The organism is Enhygromyxa salina (genome assembly GCF_000737335.2).
GTDB classification, from domain to species: Bacteria; Myxococcota_A; Polyangia; order Nannocystales; family Nannocystaceae; genus Plesiocystis; species Plesiocystis salina_C.
The window spans coordinates 18629-42589 of record NZ_JMCC02000066.1 but is presented as its reverse complement, the minus strand read 5'-3'; the positions used below and the strand labels follow the sequence as shown (position 1 = coordinate 42589).

The 23961-nt window shown below is 68.5% G+C and carries 20 protein-coding genes; 6 read left to right on the top strand and 14 right to left on the bottom strand.

The window, feature by feature from the left end:
- The first annotated feature begins 36 nt into the window (after nt 1-36).
- Nucleotides 37-1794: a fatty acyl-AMP ligase gene (locus tag DB30_RS24005; protein ID WP_052552950.1), complete on the top strand. Its 1758-nt coding sequence runs from the start codon at nt 37-39 to the stop codon at nt 1792-1794.
- Here DB30_RS24005 and DB30_RS24000 read toward each other — a convergent pair.
- From DB30_RS24000 to DB30_RS23980, 5 genes are all read right to left on the bottom strand, one after another.
- Nucleotides 1780-2784 (bottom strand): mechanosensitive ion channel family protein, encoded by a 1005-nt coding sequence (locus tag DB30_RS24000; protein WP_146660362.1) that lies wholly within the window; start codon nt 2782-2784, stop codon nt 1780-1782. The two genes, DB30_RS24005 and DB30_RS24000, sit on opposite strands and share 15 nt — an antisense overlap.
- A gap of 2 nt (nt 2785-2786) precedes the next feature.
- Nucleotides 2787-6860 carry a hypothetical protein gene (locus DB30_RS23995; RefSeq protein WP_146660360.1) on the bottom strand — a complete coding sequence of 1358 codons (4074 nt, stop codon included), beginning with the start codon at nt 6858-6860 and terminating at the stop codon, nt 2787-2789.
- Between the two features lie 70 nt (nt 6861-6930).
- Entirely contained in the window at nt 6931-9054 is a 2124-nt protein-coding gene (locus DB30_RS23990) for a caspase family protein (protein WP_052552946.1), read from the bottom strand.
- Nucleotides 9051-9959: a hypothetical protein gene (locus DB30_RS23985; protein WP_052552944.1), complete on the bottom strand. Its 909-nt coding sequence runs from the start codon at nt 9957-9959 to the stop codon at nt 9051-9053. Before DB30_RS23985 ends, DB30_RS23990 begins: the two co-directional genes overlap by 4 nt.
- Nucleotides 9956-10447, bottom strand: a complete 492-nt coding sequence (locus DB30_RS23980) for an RNA polymerase sigma factor (RefSeq protein WP_052552942.1) — start codon at nt 10445-10447, stop codon at nt 9956-9958. Before DB30_RS23980 ends, DB30_RS23985 begins: the two co-directional genes overlap by 4 nt.
- A 320-nt stretch (nt 10448-10767) precedes the next feature.
- Between DB30_RS23980 and DB30_RS23975 the strand changes: the two genes are divergently transcribed.
- Entirely contained in the window at nt 10768-11142 is a 375-nt protein-coding gene (locus tag DB30_RS23975) for a hypothetical protein (RefSeq protein ID WP_052552940.1), read from the top strand.
- A 13-nt stretch (nt 11143-11155) separates the two neighbouring features.
- Nucleotides 11156-12649 carry a hypothetical protein gene (locus DB30_RS23970; protein WP_052552938.1) on the top strand — a complete coding sequence of 498 codons (1494 nt, stop codon included), beginning with the start codon at nt 11156-11158 and terminating at the stop codon, nt 12647-12649.
- A gap of 11 nt (nt 12650-12660) precedes the next feature.
- On the opposite strand, the gene DB30_RS23965 is transcribed toward DB30_RS23970, so the two are convergent.
- The 8 genes from DB30_RS23965 to DB30_RS23930 all read right to left on the bottom strand — a co-directional run bounded on the left by DB30_RS23965 (nt 12661) and on the right by DB30_RS23930 (nt 20154).
- Nucleotides 12661-13809 (bottom strand): acyl-CoA dehydrogenase family protein, encoded by a 1149-nt coding sequence (locus DB30_RS23965; protein ID WP_052552937.1) that lies wholly within the window; start codon nt 13807-13809, stop codon nt 12661-12663.
- An 11-nt stretch (nt 13810-13820) separates the two neighbouring features.
- Entirely contained in the window at nt 13821-14366 is a 546-nt protein-coding gene (locus DB30_RS23960) for a hypothetical protein (protein ID WP_146660358.1), read from the bottom strand.
- Between the two features lie 255 nt (nt 14367-14621).
- Nucleotides 14622-15770, bottom strand: coding sequence for an acyl-CoA dehydrogenase (locus DB30_RS23955; protein ID WP_052552935.1), 1149 nt, complete (start codon nt 15768-15770; stop codon nt 14622-14624).
- Nucleotides 15771-15833: 63 nt separating this feature from the next.
- Nucleotides 15834-16631, bottom strand: coding sequence for an enoyl-CoA hydratase-related protein (locus DB30_RS23950; RefSeq protein ID WP_052552933.1), 798 nt, complete (start codon nt 16629-16631; stop codon nt 15834-15836).
- Between the two features lie 12 nt (nt 16632-16643).
- Nucleotides 16644-17522, bottom strand: a complete 879-nt coding sequence (locus DB30_RS23945) for a 3-hydroxyacyl-CoA dehydrogenase NAD-binding domain-containing protein (protein WP_240480314.1) — start codon at nt 17520-17522, stop codon at nt 16644-16646.
- Between the two features lie 26 nt (nt 17523-17548).
- Nucleotides 17549-18727 carry a thiolase family protein gene (locus DB30_RS23940; protein WP_052553058.1) on the bottom strand — a complete coding sequence of 393 codons (1179 nt, stop codon included), beginning with the start codon at nt 18725-18727 and terminating at the stop codon, nt 17549-17551.
- Between the two features lie 166 nt (nt 18728-18893).
- Nucleotides 18894-19835, bottom strand: coding sequence for an alpha/beta fold hydrolase (locus DB30_RS23935; RefSeq protein WP_165703920.1), 942 nt, complete (start codon nt 19833-19835; stop codon nt 18894-18896).
- Nucleotides 19836-19944: 109 nt separating this feature from the next.
- Nucleotides 19945-20154 carry a TIGR04563 family protein gene (locus tag DB30_RS23930; RefSeq protein WP_052552930.1) on the bottom strand — a complete coding sequence of 70 codons (210 nt, stop codon included), beginning with the start codon at nt 20152-20154 and terminating at the stop codon, nt 19945-19947.
- Nucleotides 20155-20593: 439 nt separating this feature from the next.
- On the opposite strand from DB30_RS23930, the gene DB30_RS23925 reads away from it, so the two are divergent.
- From DB30_RS23925 to DB30_RS23915, 3 genes are all read left to right on the top strand, one after another.
- The gene (locus tag DB30_RS23925; RefSeq protein ID WP_052553057.1) at nt 20594-20962 is read left to right on the top strand and encodes a TraR/DksA family transcriptional regulator; all 369 of its coding nucleotides are present in this window, start codon (nt 20594-20596) and stop codon (nt 20960-20962) included.
- A gap of 225 nt (nt 20963-21187) precedes the next feature.
- On the top strand, nt 21188-22180 hold the full coding sequence (locus tag DB30_RS23920) for a prolipoprotein diacylglyceryl transferase (RefSeq protein WP_146660355.1): 993 nt from the start codon (nt 21188-21190) through the stop codon (nt 22178-22180).
- 5 nt (nt 22181-22185) lie between these two features.
- The gene (locus DB30_RS23915; RefSeq protein WP_052552928.1) at nt 22186-22851 is read left to right on the top strand and encodes an alpha/beta hydrolase family protein; all 666 of its coding nucleotides are present in this window, start codon (nt 22186-22188) and stop codon (nt 22849-22851) included.
- Here the strand turns inward: DB30_RS23915 and DB30_RS23910 are convergent.
- Nucleotides 22818-23927: an agmatine deiminase family protein gene (locus DB30_RS23910; protein WP_052552927.1), complete on the bottom strand. Its 1110-nt coding sequence runs from the start codon at nt 23925-23927 to the stop codon at nt 22818-22820. The genes DB30_RS23915 and DB30_RS23910 overlap by 34 nt on opposite strands.
- Nucleotides 23928-23961: the final 34 nt, after the last annotated feature.

Below are 23961 nucleotides of genomic sequence, written 5' to 3'. Positions count from 1 at the left end.
TGACGTCGCACCCTCGCTGGAAAAACCTGGCACTCGATGGCCGCTAGCGAGACCCCTGCCCCGACCTCGCTCGTCGATGTGCTGCGTGACCGGGCCCAGCGGCACGGCGAGCGTCCGCTCTACCAGCTGCTCGTCGACCAGGCCGTGGTCGAGACGCTGTCCTACGCCGACGCGGATCGGCGCGCGCGCGCGCTCGCGCTCGAGCTGCGCGAGCACGCCAACCCTGGGGATCGCGTGCTGCTGCTGTACCCGTTTGGACTCGAGTATCCGGCGGTGTTCCTCGCGTGCCTGTACGCGGGGCTAGTCGCGGTCCCAGCGTTTCCCCCGGACAAGCAGCGCGCCGTCAAGACCATGCCGCGGGTGTCGAGGATCATCCGCGACGCGGACGCCCGCCTGATCCTGACCACCGCCGAGCTGGCGCCAACCGTCGAGTTTGCTCGGGCCGAAGCGCGGGATCCGGACGCGCTGAAGATCCTCGCCAGCGACGAGATCGAGGTCACCCAGGCCGACGCCGATCGCTGGACCCGGCCGGCGGCGCTCGAGCAGCTCGTGGCGTTCTTGCAGTACACCTCGGGGTCAACCGGCACGCCCAAGGGCGTGATGATCGGCCACGACAACCTGTACGCGCACCAACGCTTCGCCCACGAGATCTTCGGGCAACCCGAGGCCGCGCGAACGGTCAGCTGGCTGCCCTTCTATCACGACATGGGGCTGATCGGCTCGCTGCTGTATCCCCTGTATCACGGCGGCACGACCCTGCTGATGTCGCCGACCGCGTTCTTGCGCCGCCCGATGGCGTGGCTCGAGAACATCGCCAAGTTTGGCGCCCAGGTCAGCACCGGGCCGAACTTTGCCTACGACCTGTGCGTCGACAAGGCCCGCGACGAGGACATCGCCAAGCTGGATCTGTCGAGCTGGCGGCTGACGGTGTCGGGCGCCGAGCCGCTGCGCGCGTCAACCCTCGAGCGCTTCAGCGCCCGGTTCGCGCCGTGCGGGTTTCGGCCCGAGACCTTCATGCCCTGCTTTGGAATGGCCGAGGCCACGCTGATGGTCAGCGGTTGGCCGCTCGAGCTCGCGCCCAAGCTCGTGTGCTTCGACAAGGCCGCGCTGCGGACCGGCGTCGCCGAGCCGGTCCCCGCCACCCACGATCAGGCGCGCGCCTACGTGTCGTGCGGAGCCCCGATGCGCGCGCACCAACTCGCGATCGTCGATCCGCACACCCGCGCCCGCCTGCCGGATCGGCGCGAGGGCGAGATCTGGCTGCGCGGCCCCTCGGTCGGGCGCGGGTACTGGGGCGACGCCCAGACCAGCGCGCAGCGGTTCGCCGCGACGATCCTCGACGAAGATCCCAGCGTCACATGGTTTCGAACCACCGACACGGGCTTCATCCACGAGGGCGAGCTGTTCGGCACGGGGCGCCTCGCCGATCTGATCGTCGTGGACGAGCGCATCCACCAACCCCACGACATCGAGCGCAGCGTGGGCGAGGGCCAAGACGCGCTGGCAGCCGACTGCGTCGTGTTCATGGCGCCCCTCGCAGACGGCCAGCGTCAGGTCTGCCTGGCCGCGACCGGTCGGCGCACCATGCCCGAGGACCAGCGCGTTGCCCTGTGCGAGCGGATCTTCGCGCGGGTGCGTGACCAACACGAGCTCGCGCTCGACCGGGTGTTGCTGATCCGCCAGCGCAGCGTGGCCAAGACCACCAGCGGCAAGCTTCGGCGGTTTCGCTACGCGGCCGCGCTGCGCGACGGCGAGCTCGACATCCTGTGTGAGCGCAGCTCAGCCGGTCTGTGACATCGTTGGACGCACAGCCGTCTGGGGGGGCGAGCGCAGCGGATCGAGCTGCCGGTGCAGGACCGCGGGCGGCATGATGTCGTGCTGACGAAACGCCCCGAGCACGCGCAGGTTCACGTCGGTCTCGAACGCCTTCTCGTACTTGGTGTCGAGCACGTAGCTCTTGACCCGCAGCCGCACCGCGACGTGGTTGTCGGCGATCATTTGGTTGACGAGCACGACCACGGGCTTGGGCAGGTACACGTAGCGGCTGGTGACCGCGGCCTCGTTGACGATGCTGCGCGCCAAGCCAACGTCCTGATCCACGCCAATGTAGAAGTCCATCACCACCTGCATGTCGAGCGCGCCGTAGTTGCCGTTCGAGGTGATGTCGTTGATGAACAAGTTGTTTGGGATCGTGACGGTGTTGTCGTCCAGGGTCTGCAGCCGGACCGAGCGCAGGCCGATCGCCGTGATGTCGCCGTACTGGCCGCCAAAGGTGATGCGATCGCCGACCTGAAACGGGCGATCGACCATGATCATGATCCCCGCGATGAACGAGGCGACCAGGTCCTTGGCCGCGAAGCCAACCGACACCGCCACGGTGCCGCCGATCACCGTCAGCACCTCGGGGGTCAGCTTCAGGCTCAGCAGGATCACCGTGGCCCCGGCCACGACATAGACCACGAACTGGAACACCGTTGCGACCTTCTGCAGCAGCAGTCGCCGGTTGGCGAACTGCTTGCTCAGGCGGTCCACGAGGTCGCGCATGAACCGGATCACCAGCCAGGTGCCGAACAACACGACGATCGAGGTCAGCACCCCACCCCATCGGATCATCTCGGCGAACTGGCTCACGACCTCGGCGTCGGGCGGCGCGCCGCTGAGCGCCTCTTCGGGTCCGGCCAGGGCCAAGCGCGGGCACAGACCCACGACCGCCGCCGCGGCCAGTCCAGACAGTCCCGCCAGGGCGTGAAGGCGTGAGGACGGATCTTGAGTGGTCTTGGTCATGGTCAGATCTCGAGCAGGTGTTGGCGCCGGAGCATGTCGGTGATCGCCCGATACCAATGCCAGGTCACACAGAAGCGATCGCCGCGCTTGCCAACCCGATCGACCCAGCCGCGGGCGACGGCGAAGCGCAGCGCGTCAGAGACATCGGCGGGTGGAAGCTGGGTGCAAGCGACGAGGTCCTCGGGGCTGGCGATCCCGAGCTGAACGACCCCGCGCAGGACGAAGTGCAAGGTCGCCGAGACCTCGTCGAGCGCCGCGGCCGGCGGCTCTGTGAACAGCCTGACCTTGACCTCCGACGCGCCCTCGGCCGAGCTGACCACGCACAGCGACTCGCGCCAGAAGTGCAGCGCGACCGCAGGGTTGCCCTTCGCGTGGTCCCACAAGATTCGATAGAAGCCGACCTCGGCGCGCTCGCGATCGGTGGGCCGGCCGCTGAACTCGCTGACTTCGCTGGCTTCACCGCCCTCGTCGCCAGCCTCGCTGGCCCGGCCCAGCGCGGGCCGGGTTGGGGTGGTCGTGACGTCGTACTGACGTGGGATCACGATCTCGTCGAAGCTGGGATCGAGCGCGGCGGCCTCACTGCGCGCGCGGATCAGCTCGCCGATCTGCTGCTCGTTCCAGCGCGGCAGCTTGAGGACCTGGTCGAAGAACACCCGCTCACCGCGAGAGCGAGACACGTACTGCCAGGCCGCGGCGCCGATCGTGGCGACCCACGACGCGTCCCCCCCGACCTCGCGGGCGAAGTCGGTGAAGCGATCCAAGCCCTCGAGGCCGCCGATCGCCGGGCGCACCAGGCGGTGGACGTCGTCGATCAGGAACACCAGGGGCGTCTGCTCCGCCAGCGCCGCGATCAGCCGTTTGGCCGGCGTGTCGGGGTCGAGCCCGACGGACTTGGCGATCGCGCGTTGCAGCTGGGTGAAGCCGCCGGTTGGACACTGGATCCGCCGGATCGTGAGCCGGCCGAACTCGGCGTGACGCCGGGCCTTGGCGGCCTTGTCTGCGGCGTCGGTATTCGCGTCGGCGTCGGCATCTTCGCTGGCGTCGGCATCTTCGCCAGCTTCGGCATCTTCGCTGGCGTCGGCGTCGGCATCGGGCGCTTGCGCGAAGTCTTGGGCTTCGCGGATGAACGCGGCCTCGAGCCTGCGCAAGAACATGCTCTTGCCCGACCCACGCTCGCCGATCACCGCGCTGAGCGTGCCCCGGTGCGCGACCACGAGCTCGGTGATCTCGTCGAGGATGTCGCTGGCGATCGCTTCCATGTCCGGGCTGAGCTGCTCGACCTCGACGATCTTTCCCGGATCGAGCTTGGCGTAGTCCCGCGGGGCCAGCGGGCGCACGGGCTGCTCGTCCTCCCGTCGGGCCGTGGCTTGGCGCGCGACCTCGCGGCGGAACATCCACGCGAGCAGGCGTCGCGTGGCCTCGAGCGCGGTCGCCCGGCGCAGCAGCCAGCGCATGAGCCCCCGACCAAACAGGTAGCCGCCCGCGATCGCGGCGGTTGGGAAGCTGGTCCAGCCGGTGGTGTTGGCCCGAATCCAGCGGACCAGGGCGTTGTCCGGCATGTCCGGATCGTCTTTGAAGCGACGAAACGCGTGCTCGCGCCACCACCGGATCAGCACCAGCAAGATCGGGATCGCGGCGATCCAGACCAGCGTGCCCACCCACTTGTGAATGGCGCCAAGCCCCACGATCTGCTCGGTCAGTGACAGCACCAGGCCGGTCCACACGATCGTGAGCCCGACCAAGCGCAGCGACTTGATCCGCAGGCGCGCCGTCACGTTGCTGGCCCGGCCGTGGACCAGGTTCTCGTGGGCCGCGACCGCGTCGACTAGCAAGATCACCGCCGAGCCGAGCAGCAGCCACAAGATCACCAACCACGCGACCTCGAGCTCGAGCATCTCCGAGTCGGTTGGCACGATCCGGTACATCACGCCGAACAGCAAAAGCAGCTCGAGCGGCTTGCGGATCCGGCTGAAGTACCAGACGCCCAGGGCGAGCGCCGCGTTGATCCGCGGGTTGCCCTCTTCGCGGGCCAGAAACCCGTCGCGCATGCGATCGAGGGTCGGCTCGGCTCGCCGTCGCCAGTAGCGAAACAACAAGAGCAGGAACCCCAGCTTGATGGCCGAGAAGATCAGCGGCAGCGGGGAGCTCTCGAGCTGCGCGAACAGGCCGCGCGCGAGCCGGGGCAGCGCTTGAATCCGATAGCGCAGCTCGAGCCCGATCTGGTCGATCTCCCGCTTGACCTGCTCCACGCCGTCTTGGCCAAAGCCGGTCATGCGGCTGCGCAGGTCGCTGCTGCCGAGATCCAACAGCGTCAGGCGAGCGCGGTTGAGCATCACGATGTCGTCGCGACCGCTGTGCGCCGACTCCCACAGGGCCTCGCGCTCGATCTCCCGCAGGGCGGCCTCCGAGGCCTCGAGCTCGGCCCGCAGCTCGCTGAGATCGCTGCGATCGACGTCTTGTGGCAGCCCCGCCAGCGGTTCACCGACTGGGGCGACGCCGCTGTCGCTGTTGGCGATCAGCTTGAGCGTGTCCCGAAGTCGATCGCGGGCGTCACCAAGCGCCTCGCGGAGGTCGCTGTACATTCCGTCCGAGTTGGCCTCGCGGGAGTCGGTCGGGGACTCCAACGCCAGCTCCGTGACCCGCCGATCCCACTCGAGCGCGACCTCGTGGGCGGCGAGCGTGTCTTTTGCTCGCTTGGCCAGCTCGACCTCGTAGATCGCGTGGGCTTCTTTGACGCCGAGCAGGCGCGCCCGCTCTTCGGCGATCCGCCGCAGCGCCTCCGAGCGAGCCTGGGACGCGGCCTCCTGGGCCGCCATCCGCTCGCGCTTGGCTTTCTCCGCTTTGTCCTCTGCGAGGTTGAGATCTGCCTCGACCTCGGGGACCAGCTCCTCGGCTGCCGCGAGCGACTCCGCGGCGGCCTTGGCCTGGTCGGCCTCGCGCTGGCGCTTGGCGTGCAGGTCGAGCAAGGCGCGCCGCTCGTCCGTGCTCAGCGCCAAGAACCGCAGGCGCTGGGCGTCGAGATCGGCTTCGGCGGCCGCGGTCGCAGCCGCCAGGGCCTCGGAGGGTTCCCATGGCTTGGTGGGGTCGGGCCGCTCGCTCGGCTCGACATCGCTCGGCTCGACATCGCTCGGGGCCGTCTCGGAGGGTTGATCGGGCTGCGGCTGATCAGGCTTGGGGTCTGTCTGCGGCTGGTCGGGCCCGGGCGCCGCGGACGTCGGCTCCAGCTCGCCGTAGCCAAGCGCCCGCGCCAGCCGGTCGTCGGTGGCCAGCTCGTTCGGCTTGCTCAGGTCGAGGCGCAGCAGCGGGACGGGATCGACGGCGACATCGAGGTCACCTTCGATCAGGCCCTTGAACCACTTGGCCTGATTGCTCAGCCGCACCAGCCGGGCCTCGGCCCGGGTCTTGGCCTCGCGGTTCTGCGCGATCATGGCCTGGTGCTCCGCGTGCTGGGCCAACAGCTCGGCGCGGCGCTCCGCGGGCAAGGTCAGAAACTGCCAGTACGCCAACGCGAGCTCGGAGCGGGCGCGGGTCAGCGGGTCAGCGTCGGGTCCGGCCAGCCGGGGCTCGGGGGGGAGCTCGATCTTGGGCTCGTTCTTTTTTCGTTTGCCGTCCTGCTCGGCGGCTTCCTGCGCCTGCGCCTCGGACGCGACCCGGGTCGCGTAGATCGAAGCCAGCACCACCCGCAGCTCATCGCCCAGATCTGGATCAACCAGGTTGATCGTGAGCAGCTCCGAGACATCGACCGCAGGATCGAGCCGACCCTCGACCAAGTCGGTGATCCGGGCCGCCCGCTGCCGTACCCGGGCGACCCTGGCCGCGAGCTGTTCGGCCGCTTGTTGGCTCGCTTGGGCCTCTGCCTTGGCCTTTTCAGCCGGATCTAGGGGTTGCCCTACAGGTTGATCGGAAGGTGCAGCAGGGGCAGGCGCAGCAGCTCCAGACCCGCCGTCATCAGCGGGCGGCGCCGCCGAGACGCCCGCGCTCGACAGCCAGATCAGCGCGCAGAGCAGCAGAAACGCCAGCCGACGCGAGCTCCTTGACGGGCCTGAATCCGAGGCGGCTGCGGCGGCGTCATTCATGCGCGCGCAGTGTAGAGCGCGCGGCTGAACTTGCACAGGAGATTGATGGAGGGCGCTGACCGTGGTGGGGTCAGAACTCGAAGCCGGCCGCGAACCCCGGCCAGATCTGGACCCCGACGTCCGTGAGACTCGAGTCACCGATCCGCGCTGCCCAATGGTAGCCAGGCCGAAACGTGCTGGTTGGCGTGGGTTGGAGATCGACCATCACGTTGGCAGTCACCGCGCCCCAGATCGCAAAGTGCCGAGCCGGCCGCCACGCCAGCGAGAGCCGCAGGGTGTCGAGTAGGTAGGGCAAGCGAGTCGCCGTGAACCCCGAGTTGACCACCGAGACAACGTTATCGAGCTCGAGGCTGACGTGTTCGCGCCACACCAACGGGCCACCAAAGCCAAAGCCAGCGCTGAGCGAGCGCGAGTTGTCGTCGCCGAGCGGGTGAATGCCCGCTGTGAAAAAGCTGTAGGTCTTGCGCGCCCGGAACTTGACCGCCGCGTGGATCAGCTGGGTATCGCTGGTCCAGAGGTCGAACCAGACCCCGTGCTTCTTGGACACCGCGACCAACCCGATCGAGGCGTCGGCTTCGTCGGCGTAGTTGATCAGACCGATCTGGACGCCTTTGATCGCGCCGCGGCTCAGGTTGAGCATGCCGATCTGCACGCCTTTGGCGTCCTCTACATAGTTGACCGCCCCGAGCTGGACCCCGCGCAGGTGCTTGGCGTAGCTGAGCGCGAAACCGACCTGCAGCCCGTTTACACGCTCGCGCCCGAGCGCGACGGTGGCGGTCTGGACCCCGCGCAGATCGTCGCTGGCGATCGTGGCTCCGAGCGCGCTCTGGATCCCATTCATTGGCCCTGTCGAGACCGCTGCGCCCACCGCGGCTTGGACGCCGTTGACATAGTCGGTCGCCCCCACCGCCCCGATCCCGAGCTGGAACCCATCGATCGCGGCCGCGTGGGTGGCCCCCAGCGAGACCGAGAAGCGATTGCGGATCTTGTCGGGTCGGTGGGCCGTGTTGAGCTCGGACCCCCGCGACACGCCAATGTTGAAGGGGACCTCTCGATAGCCGCCGAGCGGCGGTGGCGGGCGACCGCGCGGGTCCGCGACTGGGTCGCCGCGCAGCCGCGTGCCCTCGAGCGGGATGCCGACCAGGCCCGCGACTTCCAAGGTCTCGGTCTTGCCGCTGCGAACCTCGACCTCGGCCCGGTGCAGGTTGTGACCGTCGTCGATCGTGATCGCGTAGTTGCCCGGCTCGAGCGCCAAGGTGATCGGCCCGGCGCCCTTGGGCTTGAACAGCTCGGCGACCAGGTTGCCCCGGCGGTCGCGTACGTAGATCCGCCCCGAGACCGCACCCGAGATCTCCAGCTTGGCCGAGGTCTTGCGCAGATCGGTCATGACCAGATCGCCGGTCCCCGCGAGCTGAATGTCGTAGGCCGCGTGCTGGGGGCCGCCGCTGGTGGTCTCGGTCCGGGCCAGGGTCTCGTCGAACGCGAACCGGTAGGCCTCGTTCAGCGTCACGCGTCGATCCCCGTCGAAGTCGGCCGCGCCGCGCAGGCCGGTGACCAAAAAATGCGTGAAAAAAGATCCGCCGATCCGATCGCTCTCTTGCGCGGCCTCGTCGGCCGAGCTCGAGGTCAAGTACGCGTGGCCCTGGACCTCTGCCGAAGATCCGACCAAGAACGGCGCCTGCTTCTTGCCGCCCTTGAAGCGGGTGAACGCGCCGCTCGAGCACGAGTCGAGGATGCCGATCCGCACGTCGGCGGGGACCTTGTCGATCAACGCACGCAGGCGCTTGTAGTCGACGTGAACGCCCGCGAGCAGCAGCCCGGCTTCGTCGCTGTGGCCCGAGTAGTAAAATACAAACTGGACGCGCTCGCCGGCCTTGTGGGCCTGGCGGATCTTCGCGCCGATGTCCGCGAAGCCCTGCTCGAGCGCGGCCGGATGGGGGTTGTCGAGCACCACGCGATCGCCCTTGTCGAGGCCGCCGAGCTCGATCAGGGCCTTGCTGAGCATCGCGGCGTCGGTGCTCGCGTAGCGCAGCAGCTCTCGGTCGCCGCCGCCATCGTTGGCGCCAACCAGCAGCGCGAACCGGCGCACGGTGCTGGGGGTGGGATCGGCGGCCTGCGCGGCGTCGAGGCCGACGGCCCAGCAGCCGACCACGGCGATCAGGGCCAGCAGCAAGCGCTCGAGCGCTCGCCTCACGGCACCTCCCCTGCCCCCGAACCCGGCGAAGGTGAAGCTGGGGTCGGGTCGGGCGGCGCGTCGTCAACGGCCGCCGGGGGCTTGCGCAGCAGCAACGAGTGCTGATGCCAACCGGGGCCCGCCAGCGCCAGCGAGCTCGAGCGCGCCGTGCTGGGGTTGGTGGCCAGCTGCTCGGCGGCCGCGAGGACCTCGGCGACCGAGGGCGACGCGCCCTCGCGGGTCACGAACAAGAAGCGCTCGAAGCCGGGCGCGTCGTCGAGCTCATACGCGTGGGCGAGCGGCACCTCTTTGCCCTCCGCGAGGATCGGCGGAGCGCTGGGGTCGCTTGGATGGTGCAGCGTCACGGCCCCAAGCCCGTCGAGCGAGAGGATCACGCCCTCGCGCTGCCCAGCCGACACATAGCTGAGCTGCAGCAGATCACCCTCGCGCACGGCCTCTCCGTCGGCGAGCCGCTCGTGGCCCGCGCTCGTCTGCCGATCGATCACCAAGTGGGCGTCGACGGCCCCCTTGATCCGGGTGACCTCGGGATCGCCGTCGCCAACGATGTCGCCACGCGTGTCCCCGATCGCAACGTGGGTCTGCTCGGGGGGGCGAACGCTGATCCAGACGACCGCCGCGGCCGCGGCCACGGTTGGCGCGAGCACCCACGGGACCCACCTACGCTTGGGCTCGCGCGCTCGCTCGATCCGCCGCTGAATGTCCGCCGCGAGCTTGGGCGCCGGATAGTCCGCGAGGATCTCGGCGTTGGACGCTTCGATCCGCGCGAGGGTCTGGGCTGGATCCTCGCCGGCGCGCGCGAGCGCGGCCTCGACTTGCTTGGCCTGCGCGGGGTCGAGCTCACCTAGCGCGAGCTGTTCGACCAACAGCGGCGGGACCGGACGCGGTGGGAGCTTGGGATCGGTCACGCGCTCGTCTCCATCTCTTCGAGCTCTTGCAGGCTCGCCTTGAGCTTTCGCAGGCGCTTGCGGACCCCCGAGACCGACAGGCCGACCGCGTCGGCGACCTCTTGCAAGGTCATGCCGTCATGCAGGTGCAGGACCGCGATCGTCGTGGTCGAGATCGGTTCACGGCCAAGCACGCGATCGAGCATCGCGCGGGCCTGGGTCCGGGATTCGTCGCCGCCCGCCGCCGCGATGCGCTCGAGCAGATCGGACTGCGCGTCCTCGGGCCGGCGCTTGCTGCTGCGGATCCGGTTCAGGCACACGTTGGTGGCGACCCGGTACAACAAGCTCGACATGCCCCGGTCCTCGAGCCGGTCGTTGTTGCGAAGGATCTGTACGAACACGTCCTGCATGGCATCGGTAGCCTGTTGCTCGTCGCGGAGCATGGTTCGGCAGCGGCGGAGGACCATGGGCCCGTAGCGGCGGTAGGCGTCTTCGACGTCGATGGCCATGAGCCTCAGGCGTCCACGGCTCGAAACACCGCGGCGCGGCGAGAGTGTCACCCGAATTCGTGGCGGGGCCGAGATCGGTCACGGACAAACACCGATGTATGTCACATGCCCACGTCTGGCACTCGGCCGGAACGGTGTTTGCGGGCCACTTCAAGCACTTCTCAGGTTCCGAGATTTACGGGAACTTTTCTGGGGCCAGCACGTCAGGGAGTCCTCGACCCAATGCCTACTCGACCGCGACCCCGATCTGGCTCGTTTACAGCTGTCATCGTCTCCAGGATCGCCTTGGGGGTCCGGTCCCGGCCAGGGCGGAGGTCCCGATGATCGAGGTGGGCGAGGCGATCCAACCCGAGATTCGCGCGCGGCTGGTCGACAATCCGTTTTATGTGCTCGAGCTCGCCCCCGACTGCACCCGGGCCGAGGTCGAGCGGGCCGGGCAAAAGCTGCTGGCCATGATCGAGCTGGATCTCGCGGGCGGCCCGACCTACCCGACCCCGTTTGGCTCCGGGCGCCGCGACGCCGCGAAGATCCGCGAAGCCATGGCAGAGCTGCGAGATCCCCAGCGCCGTCTGTTCCACGAGCTGTGGGTGCTGGCCCGGCCGTGGGCGGGCGAGACCGCGGGCCTCGCCCACGCCGACGGCGAACGAGAGCTCGGGTTCAGCGCGGCCCGCTCCGCGCTCGGTTGGCGCAGCTGAGGATCAGGACTTCATGCCGATATTTCCGCTCGCGTTCACGACCATTGCGATCTTGTTGCCCACGCTGCTGCACCGCTGGGAGCATGTGGGCGTGTCCCCTCACCTGCCGCCCAAGCAGTGGGCGCGGGGGCTGTGGTCGGTGGTGCTCGCGTTGATCCTGAGCTTTGTCGCGGCCCTGTTCGCGCTCTCGATCGGGCGCGGGCACCTGATCAACGTGATCCCGTTCGCCGCGGTCTTGGTCCTGCTGTTTCCGTGGCCGATCACGCGCCTGGTGCTGATCCCCCTGGGCTGGTGGCGGGCCGCGTTTCACATGGCGCAGCTGTCTGGTTGGGTCTGGCGCGGGGACGTGAGCGGGGGGCAGCTGGTCGCGGGCGCGTGGGCCGTGCTGCGTCAGCGCATCCCCAGCCCCTCGGCGATCGTGTGGCTGTCGGCTCGGCGCGACGAGATCGAGCCGCTCGGCGCCCCGGGGGTGCTCGGTAGCGCGCTGCTGGCCGACGCGGTTGGTGACCACGCCGTGGCCCGGCGGCTCATGCAGATCGTCGCAGACTTCGACGACGATCATCGCCCGCCGCTGACTCGATACTTGGCCAACGAGTGGCTGGTCGCGGACGCGGCCTCGCGCGGGCTCTGGGCCGAAGTCGAGCTACGCGGCCGCTCGCCGCACCGTCGGTCTCGCGCGACCAAGCTCCTGGGTGATGTCGCGGCCCGGCTGATCGGCTATCCGCCCGTGCCACACAACTTCGCGCTGGTGTTGCGGTGGCTGCGCGCGCCCTCGCGCGCGCGCACCTTCGCGCTGGTCTGGCGTGCGCTGCTCGAGCCCCGGGCCGAAGTCGTCCCCGAGGTCCGCCGGCCCAGCGCCGCGCCGCCGATCGCTCTCGAGGGTCCGGCGCTGCTGGCTGCGCACAGCGGGGCGATCGCCCTGGGCCGGATCCCAACCGCGGCGCTGCATCAGCTCGGTCGTGGCTGGGATCAAATGCTCGCGGATCCGGGCGTGCGCAGCCAGACGGCTCGTCGGGCGCTGGCCCTGCGCGCGGGCGATCCCGACTTGGTGCTCGAGCGACTCGGTCGCCAAGTCGAGGCGGATCTATCGGCGCTCGCCCGCGCTGGCGCCGTGCCGCTGGCCGAGCTCGAGGACGACTCGAAGACCCTGCGCCGGGTCGCCCGCGAGCTTCGCCACGAGCTGTTGGACGAGCTGGCGATCATGTCCGAGGGTCTCGAGGCCCGGGTCCGCGCGCGTCGCCAGCTCGCGCCGCTCGATGAGCTGCGCGAGTTCTTGGCGCTGCGCGAGCACTACGAGCGCGTCTGTGAGCTCGGCGGCCCCGAGCTGGTCCGCATCGCGTTCTCGCAGATCCACGATCCGCTGTGCAACCTGGCGGTGTGGCTGTGGGACGAGCGCGGCGAGAACGGCATCGCCAACGCGATGTTTCGCTGGCTCGGCCACGAGGCCGTCATGGCTGGCGACGAGCAGGCCGCCGAGCTTCAGCGCCGCAACGTCGCCTGCGGCTGAGCCAACTTCACTCAGGACAAGGAGCGGACGACGTCACGGCCGATCACCACGCGCTGGATCTCGCTGGTGCCCTCGTAGATCATCGTGACCCGCACGTCCCGGAGGTAGCGCTCGACCGGGAAGTCCTGGGTGTAGCCGTAGCCACCCAGCATCTGCAGCGCCCGGTTGCAGGCCGTGAACGCGCGCTCCGAAGCCCAGAGCTTGGCCATGGAGGCCTCGCGGGTGAACGACTTGCCAGCCTGCTTGAGCCACGCGGCGCGCAGGGTGAGCAGCCGGGCGGCCTCGAGCTCGGTCGCGCTGTCGGCGATCATCCATTGGATCGCCTGGAAGTTGGTGATGGATTGGCCAAATTGCTGGCGCTCGAGCGCGTAGCGGTTGGCGAACGCGCTGGCCGCCAAGCCCACGCCCAGCGCCAAGCTGGCGATGCCCACCCGGCCACCGTCGAGGGCCATCATGGCGACCGGGAACCCACGCTCGAGCTCGCCGAGCAGCGCGTCGTCACCGACCTCGACCCCCTCGAACTCGAGCGCCGTGGTCGGGCTGCCGCGCTGGCCCATCTTCTCTTCGGGCTTGCCCGCCGTGAGCCCCGGTGCGTCACCGGGGACCAAGAAGCAGGACACCCCGCGGGCCCCAGGGGCGTCGCTGGTCCGGGCCCAGACCACGAACAAGCCAGCGTCGGTGCCGCTGGTGATCCACAGCTTCGACCCGTCGATCACCCAGCCCTTGTCGGTCTTGCGGGCGCGCGTGGTCATGCCGCCGGGATCGCTGCCGGCCCCGGACTCCGAGAGCGCGAAGCCACCCACGACGTACTCGCCGCTGCACAGCTTGGTCACGTGCTCCTCACGCTGCGCCTCGTTGCCGAACGCGCAGATGACCTCTGCGACCATGTTGGACACGCAGATCGCCACGGTGGTCGCAGCACAGGCGCGGGCGAGCTCGGTGACCGCGAGCGAGTAGGCCACCGCGCCAGCCTCGACGCCGCCGTACTCGGCCGGGACGTTGATGCCGAGCAGTCCGAGCTCGGCGGCTTCCGCCAGCGTCGCGCGGGGAAACGCGTGGCTCCGATCCAACGCGGCCGCGTTGGGCTCGAGCGCACGCTCGGCGAATTGCCGAGCGGTGCCGCGGATCATTTCTTGGGTCTCGCTGGGCGTGAAGTCCATGCGAACTCGAGCTACCAGGCTTCGCCGACTTGTCCGTTGTAGGTGTGCGTGTAGGTCACTTCGGGCGGGGGATCGAACTCCCACTTGTAGACCAGCGAGGTGATGCACGACCCAAAGTTCTCGGCCTTGCGGGGGGCGGCCCCGCCCGAGCTCACGAACTCACCCTTGGCGTTGAGGGTGCGCCGCTCCTGAATGTCCTCTTGCAGCAGTTCGGCTGCGCTGACCATGCCCGAGGGCTCGATCGTGAACTCGATGGCGAAGGTCCCGGCGACCCAGCGGTTCTCGAGCCGGTCCATCTCTTTCTCGACGCACTTCTCGAAGTCCGACACGTAGACCGTGCTGATCGTGTCTTGGATCGCCGCCTGGGTCCGCGGGTCAATCGAGTCACCCTGGTTCTCGGTGACCTCGTAGTCCGTTGCGACCATGTCCTCGGTGTATTTCTCACCGCCGTAGGCGTTGAGCAGGTCCTGGTTGCTGGCGACCTTGGGCTTGCAGGCGACCGTGGCGGTGACGCCAACGAGTAGGCCTACCAGGGTGATCAGTTTGCTGTAGCTCATCGTCATTCGTAGCTCCTCATGGCTGAACTGGCTGAACTGGCTGACTGCGCAGCCTTGACTGCGCAGCCTGGATGGTAGCGCGATTTCGCCGCCGGTCGGAGCCCCCTGGATGTTCGGAGACACGTTGAGAGCCCCCTCCTAGGGGGCCACTCATACCCCCGAGAACAAAGAGCCCCGAGGAGCGAAGCGACCGGACGCGAAGCGGCCGCAGTCGGCGAAGTGCAGGATGCATGTGGGGGTCTAAACCAGTCGGGTTTAGGCCAGGCCCCTGATGATGTTGGAGGCTATCACCACGCGCTGAATTTCGCTCGTACCCTCGTAGATCTCGGTGATCTTGGCGTCGCGGTAGTAGCGCTCTGCCGGGTATTCGGTCACGTAGCCGTTGCCTCCGAAGATCTGCACGGCGTTCTTGGCGACCTTGTTCGCGACTTCGGATGCCATGAGCTTGGCCATCGCGGACTCGGTCGTGTGGCGCTTGCCGGCGGCCTTGAGTGACGCCGCCCGGTAGGTCAGCAGCCGCGCGGCGTCGATCTCGGTCGCCATGTCGGCGATCATGAAGCTGATCGCCTGATGGTTGGCGATCGCCTTGCCAAAGGTCTTGCGCTCGGTCGCGTAGCGGGTGGCGGCCTCGAACGCGCCGCGGGCGATCCCCAGGGCCTGCGCGGCGATGCCGATCCGGCCGCAGTCGAGGGTGCTCATCGCAACCTTGAAGCCGTCGCCGACCTTGCCAAGCAGCTGCTCGCCGCTGACTTGGTGATCCGTGAAGAAGATCTGACACGAGTGGCTGGCGCGGATGCCCAGCTTGTCGTCCTTGGGGCCGCGCGTGACCCCTTCGGCGTTCATGTCGATGATGAAGCTGGAGATCCCGCGGTGGCCCTTCTCGCGGTCGGTCATGCACATCAAGATCCCCACGTCGGCCTGCGGCCCGTTGGTGATCCAGTTCTTGACCCCGTTGATCACGAAGCCGTCACCGCTTGGGGTGGCGACCGTGGTCTGGGCGGCGGCGTCCGAGCCGGCCTCGGGCTCGCTGAGCATGAAGCAGCCCAGCTTCTCGCCGGTTGCGAGCGGGCGCAGCCACTTGTCTTTTTGGGCGTCGTTGGCCCACTTGCGCAGCGGATCGCAGACCAGCGAATTGTTGACCGACATGATCACGCCGGTCGAGGCACACGCGGCGCTGATCTCCTCCATGGCGATCACGTAGGCGAGCGGATCGAGGCCGGCGCCATCCCACTCGGGCTCGACCTCGATCCCCAGCAGCCCCAGCTCACCCATCTCGTCAACGAGCTCTTTGGGGAAGCGGGCGTGCTTGTCGATCTCGGCGGCGATCGGCGCCACGCTGCGCGCAGCGAACTCGCGGGCGGTCCGACGGATGGCCTCGTGCTCTTCGGTCAATTCGAAATTCAAGCTGGTGCTCCCCTTCGTGCTTGGCTGGTCTGGATCTGGGTTGCCCTGGCAGGCAACGGTTGTCTACTTGCCCGTGAACGTGGGCTCGCGCTTGTCGAGGAACGCCTGCATGCCCTCGCGCTGATCCGCGCTGGCGAACAGCCCGGCGAAGGCCTCGATCTCGAGTTGGTTGGCGGCCTCGAGCGGCAGCTCGGCGCCCTGATGCAGCACGCGCTTGGCGGCCGCGACCGCCAGCGGGCCCATCTTGGCGACCGCGGCGACGATGCCCAGACAGGTGTCGAGCAGCTGATCTGGCGCGACGACGCGATTGGCAAGGCCGATCCGCAGGGCTTCGTCGGCGCGGATCATCTCGCCGGTGACGCACAGCTCGATCGCGCGGGCCAAGCCGACCCGACGGGTCAGCCGCTGGGTCCCGCCGAACCCGGGGATCACGGCGAGCTTGACCTCGGGCTGGCCAAACTTGGCCTTTTCACTGGCGATGATGAAGTCGCAGGCCATGGCGAGCTCGCAGCCGCCACCAAGCGCGAACCCGTTGACCGCCGCGATCGCGGGGATCTGCAGGTTGGCGAGCATCTCACCGACGGCGTGGCCCTGGCTGGCGAAGCGCATGGCCTGATCGGGATCCATGTCGCGCATGGCCGCGATGTCGGCCCCGGCGACGAACGCCTTGTCGCCGGCGCCCGTCAGGATCAGCCCGCGCACGCTGGTGTCGCCCGCGTGGATCTGCTCTGTCAGGGCCTCGAGCACGCGGCTGAGCTCGGCGACGACCGTTTGGTTGAGCGCGTTGAGGGCCTTGGGCCGGTTGATCCGCACGATCCGTGCGGCGTCGCGGTCTTCGATCTCGAGGGTCTCGTAGCTCATGATGGGTGTCGCTCAGCGTTGCTTGTAGTCGTAGAAGCCGCGCCCGGTCTTGCGCCCGAGCCAGCCGGCCGCCACGTGCATGCGCAACACGTTGGCCGCCCGATATTTGGTGTCGCCGAGCTCGTTCAACAGCACGTCGGCGATCGCCAGGCAGGTATCGAGGCCGATCAGATCCGCGAGCTCGAGCGGCCCCATGGGGTGGTTGAGCCCGAGCTTGGCGCCGGTGTCGATGTCTTCGGCGGTGCCAAGGCCCTCTTGCAGGGCGAAGCAGGCCTCGTTGATCAGCGGGATCAAGATCCGGTTGACGATGAAGCCCGGCGAGTCCTTGGAGGTGATCACCGTCTTGCCCAGGCGGATCGCCAACGCCTTGGTTGCCTCGTAGGTGGCGTCGTCGGTGGGCAGCCCGCGGATCAGCTCGACGAGCTTCATGACCGGCACGGGGTTCATGAAGTGCATGCCGACCACGCTGGACGGGCGGTGGGTCTCTGCGCCGAGCAAGGTGATCGAGATCGACGAGGTGTTGGTCGCGAGGATCGCTTGCTTATTGAGCGCCCGATCCAGGCTGCGAAACAGCCGCTTCTTGAGCTCGATGTTCTCGGTCGCGGCCTCGATCGCAAACTGGACCGGGCCGAGATCTTCGATTGAACCGACGCAGGTGATGCGGTCGACGGCGGCCTGCTTGTCCTGCGCGCTGAGCTTGCCCTTGTCGACGGCGCGGCTCATGAACTTGTCGATGCGGGCCTTGCCGGCCTGCGCGTGGGCGAGGTCGACGTCGGCGAGCAGCACGTCGTAGCCAGCCTGCGCGGCGATCTGCGCGATGCCGCCGCCCATCTGGCCAGCGCCGAGGACTCCGATGGTGGTGATGTCGATCATGGTGGTGGTGTCCGTCATGTCCGTCATGGTCTGGGGTGTAACGATCAGCGCTCGACCATCAGCGCGACGGCTTCACCGCCGCCGAGGCACAGCGACGCGACGCCGCGCTGCTTGCCAAGGGCCTCGAGCGCGTACAGCAAGGTCACGAGCACGCGCGCGCCCGAGCAGCCGATGGGGTGGCCAAGCGCCACCGCCCCGCCGCGCACGTTGATGCGATCGCTGGCGATCCCGAGCTTGTCCTGGTTGGCCAGGGCGACGACCGCGAACGCCTCGTTGATCTCCCATAGATCGACGTCGCCGACGCTGAGCCCGGTCTTGTCGAGCAGCGCCTGCATGGCGCCAGCGGGCGCGGTCGTGAACCACTCGGGCGCCTGCGCGTAGCCGGCGTAGCCCTTGATCGTGGCCAGCGGCTTCAGGCCGCGGGCGTCGGCCTGCTCGCGCGACATGACCACCAGCGCGGCCGCGCCGTCGTTGATCGACGGGGCGTTGCCAGCGGTGACCGAGCCGTCTTTGCCGAACGCGGCCCGCAGCGAGGGCAGCTTGGCAATGTTGCCGCGGAACGGCTCTTCGTCCTTGTCGACGATGATCGGGTCACCCTTGCGCTGCGGGACCGCGACCGGGACGATCTCTTTGGCGAACAAGCCCTCGGTGACCGCGTTTTGGGCCAGGCGATAGCTGTGGGCGGCGAACTCGTCTTGGCGCTCGCGGCTGATCCCGCACTCGCGCCCGCACAGATCGCCAGCGTTGCCCATGTGATAGTCGTTGTAGGGATCCCACAGCCCGTCGTGGACCATGCCGTCGACGACCGACTTGTTGAACATGCGATAGCCGTCGCGGGCCCCTGGCAGCAGGTAGGGCACGTTCGACATCGACTCCATCCCGCCCGCGACGAACACTTCACCGTCGCCAGAGCGGATCGCCTGGGCGGCGAGCATGACGGCCTTGAGGCCCGAGCCGCACACCTTGTTGATCGTGAGGGCGCCGACCGAGTCGGGGATGCCCGCGCCCTTGCTGGCTTGGCGCGCGGGCGCCTGCCCGACACCTGCGGGCAAGACCATGCCCATCAGGACCTCGTTGACGTCGGCGCCCGAGACACTGGCTCGCTCGAGCGCGGCCTTGATCGCTATCGAGCCAAGCTCGGTCGCTTGGACCCCAGCGAGGGCACCTTGGAAACTACCGATCGGGGTCCGAGCGGCGCTGACGATGACAACTTCGCGTGACATGTTCACCTCTTCGCATCGGCTGTGAGCGCGCTCCGCTGCGAGCGACTCCAGCGATGTCCTGCGTGCGCATTACCACGGTGCCGGGCGCCGTCCAAGGACCACCACGGGCTTCTAAACGTGTGTTAGCGCCAGAATTCGCAGGCTGGGCCGGAGCCGCGGCGGCGCCTCAGGACGGGGTTTCGGGCTGCGCTTCGGACTGCTCTTCGGGCAGCTCGGCCAGGAAGCTGGCGATATGAGCGGCGAGCTCGTTGGGGAACTCGGCGGGCAGCGCGTGGGTGGCCCCCTCGATGACCTCCCAGCGCGCGCCGGGGATCGCAAAGGCCATCGCGCGCAGCCGCGAGACCGGCACGAATTCATCGCGCGCGCCCGCGACGACCATGGTTGGCACGCGGATCTTGGCGAGGATGTCTTCGGCGGTGTGGCGCTGGGCTTGCTCGAGCATGGCCGCGAACAGCTCCGGGTTCATGTCGGCCATCTGGCGCAGGTACAGCTCGAAGTCGCGGCTGTCGATCCGCTCGCTGTTGACCTCGTGGCGCAGCGCAAAGTCGATCGCGCGCTGGCTGGGCAGGACCGACGCCCACACCCGGCGGGTCATCTGTTGAGCCACGCGCGTGATCCCGACGACCAGCGGCAGCGCGAACGAGAACGCGTCGGTGCCCCGGAACGACGCGAGCGGCTGACCGGGCGGGCCCGCCAGCGAGATCAACGCCGCGGTGCGCTGGCGGTGGCGCCGGTAGAACTCGAGCGCGACCTGAAACCCCATGGAGAAGCCCAGCGCGATGACACGCCCGACCCCGAGCGCGTCGCAGACCGCGGCCGCGTCGTCGGCGAGGGTGTGCATGCCGAGCTGCCAGGGCCGCGGCGGGCTCGGCGATTTGCCGTGGCCGCGGTAGTGCATCAGCACGACCTGACGCTCGCTACCTGGCCCATGTCCTGAACCTTGGGCGAGCTGCGGGCCGAGCTTGCGAAACGCCCACCCCGCGCAGCCGATGCCGTCGAGGATCAACAACGCGGGGCGCTCGCTGGGGGCACCCAGGCTGCGCACGTAGAGCCGCGCGCCGTCGTCTCGACGGACCCAGTGCCTGACCCAGTGCTGGCGGTCCGACATGCTCACCACGGACATCGGGACCCGCTCGGCTTGGAGCAGGTCGCAGATTCACTCTCACGATGGCGAAGCGTTGGCGCCACGCCGAAGCGCGGGCGCCCGCTGCGAGCGATCACTCGGCCTTGCCGCGATGATCGTCCTCCATGTCGTCCTCGATGTCGTTGACACTCGGGAACTTCATGATCTCGCGGCGGGCCAGCTTCCAGGCCTTTTGGACGATCCAAGATAGAGAGCGGTCCTGACGGGTCGCCTCGTGCTGAATCTCTTTCAGCATCTCTTCGGGGAAGTAGAGGCTCTGCTTGCGCTTGTCGGAGGTGGCCATCCGTTTGAATTCTCCCTGGAGGAAGCGGCGAAACGGTAGGATAAGGTGGGATCACAGTCAACCGTCTCGCGGCATGTGCCCTCAAGGCGATCCATGTGGGGTGAGGGAGGGTCCACGCTTGCCACGCTCGCGGGTTGCTCGAACAATGCGAAGCAATGAACGGGACAGATCATCGCGATCTGGGGTGGATGTCTGACGAGATCCCCGGTTTGGAACGCGGTACGCACGCCCCTCCCCGCTCCACCGCGTCTTTAGTTGCCCTGGCTGAAACACTGCCCATGCACCAACGAACGACAGGCCAACCAAACTCCAACCGCAGCCGCGCCGGCGTATTTTCCCTTGTCCCTGCCGGCGCTTGCCGATACGCTCCCGGCCCCACGGATCGTGTGGATTCGATGGAGCCAGCCGAAAGGACGGTGAGTCAGTGACGTCCTCACACTTGAGTCAAAAGCAGCTAGACAACTTCAAATCGCTGCTCAACGACAAGCGCCGACGGCTGCTCGAGCAGGCCCACGAGACCTTGTCGAACGAGATGATCCTGTCGCCCGACGACCGCTTCGACGAGGTCGACCAGGCGTCCAGCGAGTACATGCAGGCGTTCTCGTTCCGTCTACGGGGCCGCGAGCGGCATCTCATGAGCAAGATCGAGATTGCGATGCGCAAGATCGAAGACAGCTCCTACGGGATCTGCGAGGAGTGCGAGGAGCCGATCTCCACCAAGCGCCTCGAAGCCCGGCCAGAGGCCCCCTTGTGCATCCAGTGCAAGGAAGCCCAGGAAAAAGAAGAAGCCGTCTACGCCGACGGCTGAGAACCTCCCTCCCACGGCCATCCTGTAGGTGGTCGGCTGCAGCCGCTCGCGTGTGGCTTCGTTTCTCGGGGTTGCCGCTCGCTCGGCGTGGCCGCCCCGTAGAAACTGGCGGCGGCCGGGTCGTCGCTACATCGGCGGCCGAACCGATGGCTGTGAGGCGCTAAAAACGATACCGTGCGGCGGCTTTGGGCCGCGGTGGGCGCGGTCCGTCAACCAGTTCTGACCATGCATCCTGTTTTGTTCTCTCTCGGCGAGACGCCGATCCACGCATACGGATTTCTGATCGCGGTCGCGCTGATCCTCGGGTGGATCCTGAGCCTCGCGTTCGCGCGCGCTGACAAGTTGCCGGCCGATCAGCTCGGCACTGGTTACGTGTTCGCGGTCGGAGCCGGGTTGCTTGCCGGCCGCGCGATGTGGCTGTTCTCGAACCGCGAGCAGTACGAGGGCGCGCTCTCGTTGATCCAGCTGCAGGCGGGCGGGCTGTCTGGATTTGGCGGCGTACTCACCGGGCTGATCGTCGCGGGGGTGTACTGCCAAAACAAGAAGATTCCGCCGTGGGCGTGGCTCGACTGCGCGGCGCCAGCGTTCTTGCTTGGCGTGGTGCTCGAGCGGTTGGGTGCGTTCTTGGCCGGGGCAGACTTCGGCGCCTACGTCGATCCCGACTTCTTCTTGGCGGTGCAGTTTCCCGCTGACTCGCCGGTCTACGACGTCCAGCGGCGCCAGCTGACCGGGCTTCGCATGGCGCTGGACCGCTCGCTGCCGGTCCATCCCTCGCAGCTGTACGCCGCGGCCGCGGCCGCGGTCGGCGTGGGACTCAGCCTGGTGATCCGGGCACGCCGCCAGTACTCGGGGCAGGTCGCCCTGTTTGCGATGGGCTTCTACGCGGCGGTCCGCTACCTGATCGAGGATCCCTTCCGCTACGACGTCACGCCGGAGCTCGCGGGTCCAATCACGCTCGGGCACCTCACTGGCGTGGTCGTGATCGGGGTGGTGATCGGCGTCCACTTCACGCGTCGCACTAAGCTCGCCGAGGCGCCCGCGAGCGTGGTCCAGTGGACCGGCGGGCCATGGACGCCAGGGGCGGAAGAGCCGGCCAAGTCGGGCAAGAAAAAGAAGAAGTCGGGCAAGAAAAAGTCGGGCGCGAAGAAGTCGGGCGCGAAGAAGTCGGCTGCCAAGTCGGCCGACGCCAAGAAGACCGACGCCAAGAAGACCGACTGACCTGCATGGGCGAGCGAGTCCCGGTCGTCCTGCTGCACGGCGCCCTGCGATCGCCGCTGGGCATGCGACCCACAGCGCGCTTTCTCGAGCGCCACGGCTTCGACGCCCGCAGCTTTGGCTACGCGACGCGCCGCCAGTCGCTCGAGGGGCACGCCGAACAGCTCGAAGGCGAGATCCGGGGGTGGCTCGCGGACAGGCGCCCCACCCTGCTGGGTCTGCTCACGCACAGCATGGGCGGCTTGGTCGCCCGGGCGCTGCTGGCCCGGCCTTCGCTGCACGAGCTGGTCCCGCGCCAGCGCTTGGTGATGCTGGCCCCGCCCAACCAGGGGGCCGAGCTGGCGGTCCGCAATCATGGGTTCGCCCCGTTTCACTGGCTCTACGGGGTGGCCGCTGACGAGCTGCAGCCACCGCGGGTGGCCGAGCTCCCCGCTCCCCCGCCCAGCTGCGAGACCCTGATCCTCGTTGGCGGCACCGGAGACGGTCGTGGCTACAACCCGGCGCTGCGCGGTGACGACGACGGCGTGGTCGCGCTCCACGAGACGCCGCTCCCGGGCCTCGAGCCCGAGTTCGTTGGTGGGGTCCACTCGACCCTGCAGTGGCGCCGCGACGTGCTTGGGCGGGCCGCGGAGTTCTTGAGTCAGGGCACAAACAAGCCCAGCGCGGCGCAGTGAATGGCTCCGCCCGCAGCGATCATCTCGCTGGCGTCGACGACCACGACCGGGACCTCTGCCACGGCCAGCTGCACGGCCGCGCGCGCCCGATCTTCTAAGTCCTGGCCGAGCTCGGGATAGCCCGGCATCAAGTAGCGGTCGGCCAGGCGCAGACCGTTGACGTGGGTCCGGGGGTTGTGGCCCGGTGTGCTCGGCGGGGTTGGGACGGGAATGATCTCCAACGATCGCCCGAGCGCGCGGGCGGCCTGGCGAATCCCCAGCTCGGCCGCGGCCAGCCGCAGCGCGTCCTCGCTGGGGCCGTGCGGATCTTCGATGCTGGCGATCATGAGCCGGTTCGGGCCAACGAACTGCGCGATCATGTCGACGTGCTTGGTGTGCTCATCGAGCAGCGTGGGGATCAGCGCGGTGGCTCGGCAACCAAGCCCGCCAAGCAGCTGGCCGAGCACCGCGGCGCCGACCGGGTCACCCTTCGTGATCCCGCGCAGCTCGAGGTACTCGAAGCTCAGCACGCACAGGCCCGCGCCGTCACTGATGAACGCGCCGCCATCCAGGGCCCACGGCAGCGCGAGCAGATCGACGCCATGGTGGTCCGCGATCCACCGCGGGGCGGCGTCGTCGTGCTCGCGGCCATCACCGGGGTGCTGGGCGTCGAGCCACAGGGCGGCCGGGCTGCGACCCTCACGATGTAGCTGGAGGGGGCCCCAGTCGCGGACCCAGGGCGTGTCGACCCGATCCGTGTGGGCCTCGACGCGGCCGCGCGAGGGCTGGGTGAGCTCGTTGACGAAGCGCGCATACGCGGCCGGCGAGCTGCCAGCGTCGGCCACCAGCGCCAGGCCGGCGCCGCTGTCGAGCACCTGCTCGGCGATGCGGGCCGTCGCGCGGGGCCAGTCGGCTGTGAACACCAACAGCACCCGCCCCGGGATCTCGAAGTCGCCACGCAGGCGCCGATCGTCGGGGGCTTCGCTCAGCACCACCACGGCGTCCGGCACTTGACCGGGGATCGCGTCGGCCGGACGCAGCAAGCTGGGGTCGAGCGTGCCACCCAACAGCGTCGTGAGGAGCAAGCTCGGGTTCATGGGCGGTCGCTGCGAAAATGCCGACGAGCGGTCG

Coding starts and splice junctions, on each gene's coding strand:
- DB30_RS23930 (WP_052552930.1), bottom strand. CDS start 20,154: ATGGCCACCTCCGACAAGCGCAAGCAGAGCCTCTACTTCCCCGAAGAG.
- DB30_RS24005 (WP_052552950.1), top strand. CDS start 37: ATGGCCGCTAGCGAGACCCCTGCCCCGACCTCGCTCGTCGATGTGCTG.
- DB30_RS23910 (WP_052552927.1), bottom strand. CDS start 23,927: ATGAACCCGAGCTTGCTCCTCACGACGCTGTTGGGTGGCACGCTCGAC.
- DB30_RS23935 (WP_165703920.1), bottom strand. CDS start 19,835: ATGTCGGACCGCCAGCACTGGGTCAGGCACTGGGTCCGTCGAGACGAC.
- DB30_RS23960 (WP_146660358.1), bottom strand. CDS start 14,366: ATGAGCTACAGCAAACTGATCACCCTGGTAGGCCTACTCGTTGGCGTC.
- DB30_RS23920 (WP_146660355.1), top strand. CDS start 21,188: ATGCATCCTGTTTTGTTCTCTCTCGGCGAGACGCCGATCCACGCATAC.
- DB30_RS24000 (WP_146660362.1), bottom strand. CDS start 2,784: ATGACCAAGACCACTCAAGATCCGTCCTCACGCCTTCACGCCCTGGCG.
- DB30_RS23940 (WP_052553058.1), bottom strand. CDS start 18,727: ATGTCACGCGAAGTTGTCATCGTCAGCGCCGCTCGGACCCCGATCGGT.
- DB30_RS23965 (WP_052552937.1), bottom strand. CDS start 13,809: ATGGACTTCACGCCCAGCGAGACCCAAGAAATGATCCGCGGCACCGCT.
- DB30_RS23980 (WP_052552942.1), bottom strand. CDS start 10,447: ATGGCCATCGACGTCGAAGACGCCTACCGCCGCTACGGGCCCATGGTC.
- DB30_RS23950 (WP_052552933.1), bottom strand. CDS start 16,631: ATGAGCTACGAGACCCTCGAGATCGAAGACCGCGACGCCGCACGGATC.
- DB30_RS23970 (WP_052552938.1), top strand. CDS start 11,156: ATGCCGATATTTCCGCTCGCGTTCACGACCATTGCGATCTTGTTGCCC.
- DB30_RS23915 (WP_052552928.1), top strand. CDS start 22,186: ATGGGCGAGCGAGTCCCGGTCGTCCTGCTGCACGGCGCCCTGCGATCG.
- DB30_RS23975 (WP_052552940.1), top strand. CDS start 10,768: ATGATCGAGGTGGGCGAGGCGATCCAACCCGAGATTCGCGCGCGGCTG.
- DB30_RS23995 (WP_146660360.1), bottom strand. CDS start 6,860: ATGAATGACGCCGCCGCAGCCGCCTCGGATTCAGGCCCGTCAAGGAGC.
- DB30_RS23945 (WP_240480314.1), bottom strand. CDS start 17,522: ATGACGGACACCACCACCATGATCGACATCACCACCATCGGAGTCCTC.